At 66.9% G+C, this 9651-nt stretch carries 8 protein-coding genes; 3 read left to right on the forward strand and 5 right to left on the reverse strand.

Features of this window, described 5'->3' with window-relative positions:
* Positions 1 to 4: 4 nt before the first annotated feature.
* The 3 genes from ACK42S_RS11900 (at position 5) to ACK42S_RS11910 (ending at position 5235) form a co-directional block, all read left to right on the forward strand.
* Positions 5 to 1291 (forward strand): aspartate aminotransferase family protein, encoded by a 1287-nt coding sequence (locus ACK42S_RS11900; protein ID WP_409707541.1) that lies wholly within the window; start codon positions 5 to 7, stop codon positions 1289 to 1291.
* A gap of 178 nt (positions 1292 to 1469) precedes the next feature.
* Complete coding sequence (locus ACK42S_RS11905; protein ID WP_409707519.1) at positions 1470 to 2459, forward strand: TAXI family TRAP transporter solute-binding subunit; 990 nt, start codon at positions 1470 to 1472, stop codon at positions 2457 to 2459.
* Positions 2460 to 2625: 166 nt separating this feature from the next.
* Positions 2626 to 5235 (forward strand): TRAP transporter permease, encoded by a 2610-nt coding sequence (locus tag ACK42S_RS11910; protein WP_409707522.1) that lies wholly within the window; start codon positions 2626 to 2628, stop codon positions 5233 to 5235.
* On the opposite strand, the gene ACK42S_RS11915 is transcribed toward ACK42S_RS11910, so the two are convergent.
* The 5 genes from ACK42S_RS11915 to ACK42S_RS11935 form a co-directional block, all read right to left on the reverse strand.
* Positions 5236 to 6075, reverse strand: coding sequence for an urease accessory protein UreD (locus tag ACK42S_RS11915; protein WP_409707525.1), 840 nt, complete (start codon positions 6073 to 6075; stop codon positions 5236 to 5238).
* A gap of 3 nt (positions 6076 to 6078) precedes the next feature.
* On the reverse strand, positions 6079 to 6849 hold the full coding sequence (locus ACK42S_RS11920) for an ABC transporter permease (RefSeq protein ID WP_409707528.1): 771 nt from the start codon (positions 6847 to 6849) through the stop codon (positions 6079 to 6081).
* Between the two features lie 12 nt (positions 6850 to 6861).
* Complete coding sequence (locus ACK42S_RS11925; protein WP_409707531.1) at positions 6862 to 7656, reverse strand: ABC transporter ATP-binding protein; 795 nt, start codon at positions 7654 to 7656, stop codon at positions 6862 to 6864.
* Between the two features lie 90 nt (positions 7657 to 7746).
* A complete protein-coding gene (locus tag ACK42S_RS11930; protein ID WP_409707534.1) occupies positions 7747 to 8799 on the reverse strand; it encodes an ABC transporter substrate-binding protein in 1053 nt (350 codons plus the stop codon).
* An 88-nt stretch (positions 8800 to 8887) separates the two neighbouring features.
* On the reverse strand, positions 8888 to 9604 hold the full coding sequence (locus tag ACK42S_RS11935; RefSeq protein WP_409707544.1) for a GntR family transcriptional regulator: 717 nt from the start codon (positions 9602 to 9604) through the stop codon (positions 8888 to 8890).
* Between the last annotated feature and the right edge of the window lie 47 nt (positions 9605 to 9651).

Consider the following 9651-nt stretch of genomic DNA (forward strand, 5'->3'; position numbering starts at 1 on the left):
GGCCGTGGCGGCCCGCGGGTCGATCATCATCGACCGCTTGGGCCGCCAGTACATCGACGCGTCGGGCGGGGCCGCCGTGTCCTGCCTGGGCCACGGCCACCCGGATGTGCTCGCCGCGATGCACGCCCAGATCGATCGCATCGCCTATGCCCACACCAGCTTCTTCACCACCGAGGTGGCCGAGGCCCTGGCCGATGACCTGATCGCCCACGCGCCGGCCGGCATGAGCCATGCCTACTTCGTCTCGGGAGGCTCCGAGGCGGTGGAGGCGGCGCTGAAGATGGCGCGCCAGTACTTCGTCGAGATCGGCCAGCCCCAGCGGCGGCACTTCATCGCGCGGCGCCAGAGCTACCACGGCAACACGCTGGGGGCGCTGGCGGTGGGCGGCAACCAGTGGCGCCGCGCCCAGTTCGCACCGCTGCTGATGGACGTCACCCACGTGTCGCCCTGCTACGAGTACCGCGACCGGCAACCCGGCGAAACGGCCGAGCAGTACGGCCGGCGCCTCGTGCAGGAGCTGGCCGACACCATCGATCGCCTGGGCGGCGAGAACGTGATCGCCTTCGTGGCCGAGACGGTGGTGGGCGCCACCGCGGGGGCGCTGACGCCGGTACCGGGCTACCTGAAGGGCGTGCGCGAGCTGTGCGACCGCCACGGCATCTTGCTCATCCTCGACGAGGTGATGTGTGGCATGGGGCGCACCGGCACCTTGCACGCCTGCGAGCAGGAGGGCGTGGTGCCCGACCTGATGACCATCGCCAAAGGCCTGGGCGGTGGCTACCAGCCCATCGGCGCGGTGCTGGCGCAGCGGCGCCTGGTCGAGGCCTTTGCCCAGGGCAGTGGGCTGTTTCAGCACGGCCACACCTACATCGGACACGCCGTGGCTTGCGCGGCAGCGCTGGCGGTACAGCAGGTGATCCGCCGCGATGGCCTGCTGGAAGCCTGCCGCCGCCAGGGCGAGGGGCTGGCCCGGCGCCTGCAGCAGCGCTTGGGTGAGCATCCCCATGTGGGCGATCTGCGCGGGCGCGGCCTGTTCCGTGGCATCGAACTGGTGCGCGAGCGGGTCAGCAAGGCGCCGTTCGATCCGGCACTCAAGCTGCATGCCCGCATCAAACGCGAAGCCATGGCGCGCGGGTTGATGGTCTATCCCATGGGGGGCACGATCGACGGCCGGCATGGAGACCACGTGCTGCTCGCGCCCCCGTTCACCGTGAGCGACGACGAACTCGACGCCATCGTCGATCGCCTGGCCCAGGCCATCGATGCGGCGCTGGCATCGACCCATGCTTGATACACAAGGCCTTTCGGGGGTTTCCGCGGGTGGCGCGGCGCTTCGTTGGTGCTACCGTTGGGCACGAACTGTGCATGCCGGGATTTCCCGTACGCGGCACCCGATATCGCACATGTGCAAGAGCTTGCGGTAAGCTGCCGCCCTTTCATTCTCCCCCAACGTGTCACAGGAGGTCGAAGTGAATCCTCTCTCCCAAGTCAAGCCCCTGCGCCGGCTGCTGGCGGCCGCGGCCCTGGTGTCGCTGTCTTTGCCGTTCGGATCGGCGGTGGCCCAGCCGAAGTTCATGACCATCGGCACGGGCGGCGTCACGGGCGTGTACTACGCAGCGGGCGGCGCCATCTGCCGGCTGGTCAACAAGGATCGTGCCAAGCACGGGATCCGCTGCTCGGTGGAATCCACGGGCGGCTCGGTGGTGAACATCAACACCATCCGCGCTGGCGAGCTCGACTTCGGGGTGGCCCAGTCCGACTGGCAATACCACGCCGCCAAGGGCACCAAGGTGTTCGAGAAGGATGGTGCCTTCGCCGACCTGCGCGCCGTGTTCTCGCTGCACCCTGAGCCCTTCACCGTGGTGGCGCGCAAGGAGATCAACGCGACCCGCTTCGAGGACCTGAAGGGCAAGCGTTTCAACATCGGCAACCCGGGCTCCGGCACGCGCGCCTCGATGGAAGAGTTGCTGGGTGCCTTGGGCTGGAAGACCAGCGACTTTTCCTTGGCGGCGGAGTTGAAGGCCGACGAGCACGGCCCGGCGCTGTGCGACAACAAGATCGACGGCTTCTTCTACGGCGTGGGTCATCCCTCGGCCAATATCCAGGATCCGACGACCACCTGCGGCGCCAAGCTCGTGCCGCTGACCGGTCCTGCCGTGGACAAGCTGGTGGCCCAACACCCCTTCTATGCCAAGGTCGAGATCCCTGGCGGTCTGTATGCCGGCAACCCCAACCCCACGCCCACCTATGGTGTGTTGGCGACCTTCGTGACCTCGGCCAAGGTGCCGGAGTCCACCGTCTATGAGCTGGTCAAGGCGGTGTTCGAGAACTTCGACGAGTTCAAGAAGCTGCACCCGGCCCTGGCGAACCTCGATCCCAAGCGCATGATCAAGGACGGCCTGTCGGCGCCGCTGCACCCCGGTGCCGTCAAGTACTACAAGGAAAAAGGCTGGATGTAAGCCCGCCGGCTTGCGCCTGTGCGTCGAGCGGTGGGCGTAAAATGCTGGTTTGACCAAGAGGGGCCCCGTGACCCGGGGCCCTTTTTCTATGGATCGGCCTTGGGCGGGCCACCACTGCCTGGGCCGGTTCTCCGATACCGCTCCTGACTCAGAAGGTGGAAGCCTCATGTTCGGAAAGAAGAAGGATCAAGCCGCGAGCATCGATGTGCAGCAGCTCGTGAGCGATACCGACACCGGCGGCCGCAAGCCCGGGCCCTGGATGCACAAGATGCTGCTCGTCGTGGCCGTGGCGTGGTCGCTGTTCCAGTTGTGGATCGCCTCACCGCTGCCTTTCACCCTGGGCGTGTTCGTGCTCAACGACACCGAGTCGCGCGCCATCCACCTGGCGTTTGCCGTGTTCTTGGCCTTCATGGCCTACCCGGCCTTCAAACGCTCGCCCCGGGCCTACGTGCCAGTGACCGATTGGGTGTTTGCGCTGGTGGGCGCTTTCTGCGCGGCCTATCTGTTCCTGTTTTACCGGGAACTGGCGCAGCGGCCGGGCCAGCCGACCGAGATGGATGTCTACGCCGCGGTCGTGGGTGTGATCTTGCTGCTGGAGGCCACGCGCCGTGTGCTGGGCTTGCCCATGGTGATCGTTGCGCTGGTCTTCCTCGCCTACACCTTCGGCGGGCCCTATATGCCGGAGATGATCGCGCACCGCGGCGCCTCGCTCAACCGCGCCGCTTCGCATTACTGGCTGACCACCGAGGGCGTGTTCGGCATTGCACTGGGCGTGTCCAGTGGCTTCATCTTCCTGTTCGTGCTGTTCGGCTCCCTGCTGGACAAGGCTGGCGCGGGCAACTATTTCATCAAGTCGGCTTTTGCCTTGTTGGGTCACATGCGCGGCGGCCCGGCCAAGGCGGCCGTCGTCTCCTCGGCGGCCACCGGCGTCATCTCCGGCTCGTCGATCGCCAACGTGGTAACCACCGGCACCTTCACCATTCCGCTGATGAAGCGTGTGGGCTATCGGCCCGATCAGGCCGGCGCCGTGGAGGTTTCCAGTTCGGTCAATGGCCAGCTCATGCCGCCGGTGATGGGCGCGGCGGCGTTTCTGATGGTGGAGTATGTCGGCATCCCCTACACACAGGTGATCAAGCACGCTTTTTTGCCGGCCATCATTTCTTACATCGCGTTGTTCTATATCGTTCACCTCGAAGCGCTCAAGGGCGGCATGACCGGCTTGCCGCGCCGCGGCGGCGGCACGGCGATGCAGCGCTTGCTCTCTTTTGGCCTGACGGTGGCCGGGTTCATCATCCTGTCGGGGCTGGTGTACTGGGGCATCGGCTGGATCAAGGGCGCGCTGGGTGATGCCGCGATCTGGGTCATCGGCGCGGGCCTGTTGGCTGCGTACATCGGCCTGCTGTGGTTTGGTGCGCGCCAGCCCGAGCTGGAAATGGACGATCCCAACGCTCCGGTGTTCGAGCTGCCTGAAACCGGGCCCACCCTCAAATCCGGCTTGCACTACTTGCTGTCGGTGGTCGTGTTGATCTGGTGCCTGATGGTCGAGCAGATGTCGCCGGGCCTGTCGGCGTTTTGGGCCACGATGTTCATGATTCTCATCTTGCTCACTCAGCGCCCCATCCAGGCGGTGTTCCGGGGCCGGGGGGATTGGCTTGGCGCTGCGCGCCTGGGCGTGTCGGATCTGATCGATGGCCTGGCCACCGGCGCACGCAACATGATCGGCATCGGCGTGGCCACGGCAGCGGCCGGGCTCATCGTCGGCACCGTGTCGCTCACCGGTGTGGGCTTGGTGATGACCGAGTTGGTCGAGGCCCTGTCGGGCGGCAATCTGATGCTCATGCTCGCGCTGGTGGCCGTCATCAGCCTGGTGCTGGGCATGGGCTTGCCGACCACCGCCAATTACATCGTGGTGTCCACGCTGATGGCGCCCGTGGTGGTGGAACTCGGCGCACAAAGCGGGCTGATCGTGCCGCTGATTGCCGTGCACCTGTTCGTCTTTTACTTCGGGCTGATGGCCGACGTGACGCCGCCGGTGGGACTGGCCTCGTTCGCAGCGGCAGCCGTGGCGCGCACCGATCCGATCAAGACCGGCGTGACGGCTTTCTGGTACAGCATGCGAACGGCCATCCTGCCTTTCCTGTTCATCTTCAACACGCAGTTGCTGCTGATCGGGATCACGAGCACCTGGCATCTGATGTTGACCGTTGTCAGTGCCACGGTGGCGATGCTCGTGTTTGCTGCGGCCACGCAAGGTTGGTTCCTGGTGCGCAACCGCTGGTATGAAACGTTGGCGCTGTTGCTCGTGACCTTCACGCTGTTCCGTCCCGGCTTCTGGTGGGACATGGTCTACCCGCCCTACGAAGAGGCGCCGGCGGCCGAGCTGATGCGCTTTGCCGAAACCGCACCGCGCAATGCGAACAAGCGTATCTGGGTCGAAGGGCTGACGCTGGAGGGCAAAGAGGTGCGCAAAGGCGTGCTGCTGCCTCTGGGCGAGCCAGGCACGGCCCGTGAACGTCTGGCGCAAGCCGGTCTTCGCGTCGTGCCCATGGGCGACGAGTTGCAAATCATCATGGTGCAGTTCGGCAGCCAGGCCGAGAAGCTCGGCCTGGAGCAGGGTTGGAGGATCACGGCCATCGAGATGCCCACCGAGCGCCCGGCCAAGGAATGGATGTTTGTGCCGGCTTTTGCGTTGTTGGTCTTGGTCGTGTACTTGCAGCGTCGCCGTGCGCGGCAGGAGCGGCCGCCGGCCCCCCGGGGTGCGGCGGCCACGGCCTGATCAGGTCTTCCAGACGCGGGGCGGGCAGGCCGCGAGGCCCCAGCCGGCTTCGCGCCAGCGGGCCCACACAGCCGCCAGCAAGGCCTGGGCAGGCTCGGTGCGGTCCGCCAGGGTGCGCAGCACCACCACCCGCTCGTCCGGTGAGGTGACGCCCGCCTGGTCTCGCAGGGGGGACGATTCGATGCACTGCCGTGCCAAGTCCAGCAGCGCCTCGCGCCTGGCGGGCTCCAGCACCTGACCACCGGCCCACCACATCGTCGCCAGCACCCGTCGACCGTTCCAGCCCAGGGGGCTGTCGAGCAGCCGGGACGTGTGCGGGTCATCGGCATCGAGCACGCCACGCTCCAGCCACAGCCCGGGCAGTTCGATCTGCTGCTCGAAGCGGCCTTGCACAAACGGTTCGTTCGAGGCGGGCAGCCCCAGGGCCAGCAAGTCCCAGCCGATCATCTCGGCTCCCGGGGCCAGTTCGAAGCGCAGGTGGTTGACGGCGCGGGTGGCGCTGTAGGCGATGGTTTCCAGCGGCAGCCATTCCAGGCGCGCGTGCGCGGCCAGCTGCGCCACGAGGCGCTGCTCGGCTGTTTCTCCCGCGCTGCGGTAGAAGCGCGTGGCACCTGGTGTGGTGATCAGTGCATGCGCCTGCGGCGCCACGTCCACGGCGATGGCGAGCTGGTCGCCTCCCACGATGCCCCCGGGCGGGTGCACGAGCACGTTGTGGCAGATGCCTGGCCCTTCCGGATGCAGGCTGGCCAGCACCCGCAGGGGGCCGTCGTGGCGGTCATGCACGAGGGTGCGGGGCGCCTCGTGGCGGTAGTGCAGGGTCAGATGGCCGTGCCAGCCCATGCGTCAGACGCTTTGCGAGCCGCGGTGGGCCCAGCCGGTGGTGCGTTTTTCGATCCACGAGAAGAACTCGTACATCAGCATCGCCATGACGCCCACGGCCACCAGGCCCGCGAAGGCCAGGCCCATCTGCATGGCCGAGCCGGCCGAGACCAGCAGATAGCCGATGCCCTCGTTGGAGGCCTGCATCTCCGACACCGTGGTGCCCACGAAGGCCAGCGTGATCGCCACCTTCAGCGAGGCGAAGAAATAGGGCATGGAGCGCGGCAGGCCCACCTTGACGAGCACGTCCCAGCGGCGCGCACCCAGCACGCGCAGCACGTCTTCCAGCTCGGGCTCCAGCGTGGCCAGGCCCGTGGCGATGTTCACCGTGATCGGGAAGAACGAGATCAGAAAGGCCGTCAGGATGGCCGGGCCGATGCCGATGCCGAACCACACCACCAAGATGGGTACGAAGGCGGCCTTGGGCAGGGCGTTGAAGGCGGTCATCAGCGGATACATCGCGGCGTAGGCCAGGCGCGAGCTGCCCACGATGAAGCCCAGCAGCACCCCCACGGCGATCGCCAGGCCGAAGCCCGCCAGCGTGACCCAGAAGGTGCGCCAGGAGTGCTGCACGATGATGCTGCGGTACTCGACCATCTGCTCCCAGATGCGCGACGGGCTGGGAAAGATGAATTCCGAGATGGCCAGGCCCCGGCAGATGGCTTCCCACAGCACCAGCAGGGCCACCAGCAGCACCCAAGGGGCAAGGCGTTCGAGTTGCTTGTTCTTGCTCATGAGGGGAAGACTTCAGTGGCGGCGGATCGCGCCGATGCGCTCACGCAGTTCGTGGACGATCTCGGAGAAGGCCGGGGTGTAGGTGACCTCCAGGTCCCGTGGGCGCGGCAGGTCGATCTCGCGGCGCGCCAGAATGCGCCCCGGGCTCTTGCTCATCACGTAGACGGTGTCAGCGAGATACACCGCCTCGCGCAGGTCGTGCGTCACGAGGATGACGTTGAAGCGCTGCTCGGTCCACAGGTCGCGCAGGGTGTTCCACAGTTCTTCGCGGGTGAAGGCGTCGAGCGCCCCGAAGGGTTCGTCGAGCAGCAGCATGCGCGGCTCGTGGATGAGAGCCCGGCAGATCGAGGCGCGCTGCTGCATGCCGCCCGAGAGCTGCCAGGGGTACTTGTCCTCGTAGCCGCCCAGACCCACGCTTTGCAGCAGGCGGCGCGCCTTGTCCTCGTACTCGCGGCGCCGGGCTTTGAAGTTCGAGCGGTAGGGCTCGACGATCTCCAGCGGCAGCAGCACGTTGTCCACCGTGGTGCGCCAGGGCAGCAGCGAGGGCGCCTGGAAGGCCATGCCGGTGATCTTCAGCGGGCCGGTGACAGGTTCGCCCCCGATCAGGATGCTGCCCCGTGAGGGGCGTTTCAGCCCGGTGGCCAGCTTCATGAAGGTGGACTTGCCGCAGCCCGAGGGGCCCACGATGGCGATGAACTCACCCTCGCGCACCTGCAGCGAGATGTCCTCGACGGCGAACTGGTTCTGGGCGAGCAGCTCGTCGTTGTAGGCGAGCCAGACATTCTTGAAATCGACGAAGGCGTCCATGCACTGGGAGACCCTGCCGCCAGGGAAGGGCCCGGTTGGGGGAGAGGGGCATGCGACCGGGCACCCGCCGTGGGGCGCCCGGCGCCGGGGTCATTTCTTCGCCGGGAAGATGGCGCGTTCGGCCGCCGGGGGCAGGAAGCTGCCGTTCCACACGGCGTCGGGGTCCACGCGTGTCTTGGTGTTGAAGGCATCCCCCACCTGGCTGGCCATCAGCGCCAGGCGCGGCTTGCTCACGTCGCCGAAGCCGTCGGCGCGCGCATCGTCAGTGACGATGGACGAGGCGATGGCCAGGCGCAGGCGGCGCTCTTCCAGGGCGGGATTGATGATGCCGTCGCGCTCCTTGACCACGTCGATCGCTGCCTTGGGATTGGCCAGCACTTCCTTGGCGGCCTTGGTGAAGGCACGCAGGAAGCCCTTGACCGCCTCGGGATTCTTCTTCAGGAACTCCTCCGAGGCGATGATGGCGTTGCCGTAGAGCTTCACGCCGTACTGGGGATAGGGCATCACGTGGATGTCCTCGGGCTTGACGCCGCGCGCCTCCAGGTTGAGCAGCGAGGTGAAGTAAAAGCCAGTGATGGCGTCCACGTCACCGCGCGCGAGCATGGTCTCGCGCAGTGGCGGGTCCATGCTGATCCAGTTGACGCTGCCGATCTGGTTGGCCTTCTGGAAGATGGGGAAGGCGCGCCGGCCGGCGTCGAACACCGGGGCACCGAGCTTCTTGCCGGTCAGGTCGGCCGGGGTCTTGATGCCGGTTTTCTTCAACGAGAACACCGCCGCCGGGGTGTTGTTGTAGACCATCATCACCGCCACCGGCTTGTTCGGGGCGGTGGGGTTGTTGGCATGGAACTCCATCAGCGCGGCGATGTCGGCAAAACCCATGTCGTAGGTGCCCGAGGCCACACGGTTGACGGCATTGCCCGAGCCGTTGCCGGCGTCGATGGTGACGTTGAGCTTCTCGGCCTTGAAATGGCCCTTGGCCACCGGCCACAGGAAGAAGGCCGAAGGGCCCTCGAAGCGCCAGTCGAGCTGGAATTTGATGGAGGTGTCCTGGGCCTGGGCGAACGGGGCAACCAGGGCCAGCGTCAGGGCGGCGGCGGCGCCCAGGAGGCGGCGCTTGGCCGGGCAGGGATGGCATGGGGTCATGGGTGCGATCTCCGACAAGAGGGTGGGACGGCTGGAGCAAGTTTCATGCACAGCTTAAGGATCGGCGCGGATCCCCGCATCGGGGCATTCATGGGTTTCTCGCGAGCGGCCGCAGCGCCGCGGCCAGGTCGTCCACGCGCGGATGCAGCCGCAGGTTGCGCTCCACGCTGTCCAGGTGCTCGAGCATCAGCCGCGTGGCCGAGCGGGCATCGCCGCGCTCCAGGGCGTCGACGATGGCCACGTGCTCGGCCTGCGACTGCTCGGCCGACAGGGAGGACTGGTACATCAGCGAGATCAGCGAGCTGCGCGAGACCAGGTCGTGCAGCATCTCGGCCAGCACCTCGTTGCCGAGCATGCGGGCCAGGACCACGTGGAAGTCGGCCAGCAGATGGGTGCGGCCCGGCACGTCGGTGCGCTGCACCGCCGCCTGCTCGGCTTTCAGGTGCTCGCGCAGCTCGGCGACCTGGGCCGGTGTGATGCAGGCGGCCAGCCGTTTGATCATGGCCGACTCGATCATCTGGCGCACCTCGAAGACCTGGCGGGCCTCCTCGACGCTGGGCTGGGCCACGAAGGCCCCCCGGGCGGGCTCCAGCGTGACGAGTTTGTCGCGGCTGAGCTGGTTCAGGGCCTGGCGCACCAGGGTGCGCGAGACCTGGAAGATGTCGGCGATCTTCTGCTCGGCCAGCTTTGTGCCTGGCATCAGCCGGCGTTCGACGATTGCAGCGGTGATCGCCGCGACGATGCGTTCGGTGGCATTGCCGGCGGCGGCCCGGCCAGGACGCCGGACCGCGACAGCCAGGGACAAACGGTCCAACGGGGCGTCGGCCAAAGCCAAAGAACAGAAAGCCAGGA

It is taken from the genome of Caldimonas sp. (assembly GCF_046289365.1).
GTDB lineage: Bacteria > Pseudomonadota > Gammaproteobacteria > Burkholderiales > Burkholderiaceae_C > Caldimonas.

Excerpts from the sequence above, each read along its gene's own strand:
- ACK42S_RS11915 (WP_409707525.1), bottom strand. The coding sequence starts at position 6,075 with ATGGGCTGGCACGGCCATCTGACCCTGCACTACCGCCACGAGGCGCCC.
- ACK42S_RS11920 (WP_409707528.1), bottom strand. The coding sequence starts at position 6,849 with ATGAGCAAGAACAAGCAACTCGAACGCCTTGCCCCTTGGGTGCTGCTG.
- ACK42S_RS11910 (WP_409707522.1), top strand. The coding sequence starts at position 2,626 with ATGTTCGGAAAGAAGAAGGATCAAGCCGCGAGCATCGATGTGCAGCAG.
- ACK42S_RS11925 (WP_409707531.1), bottom strand. The coding sequence starts at position 7,656 with ATGGACGCCTTCGTCGATTTCAAGAATGTCTGGCTCGCCTACAACGAC.
- ACK42S_RS11930 (WP_409707534.1), bottom strand. The coding sequence starts at position 8,799 with ATGACCCCATGCCATCCCTGCCCGGCCAAGCGCCGCCTCCTGGGCGCC.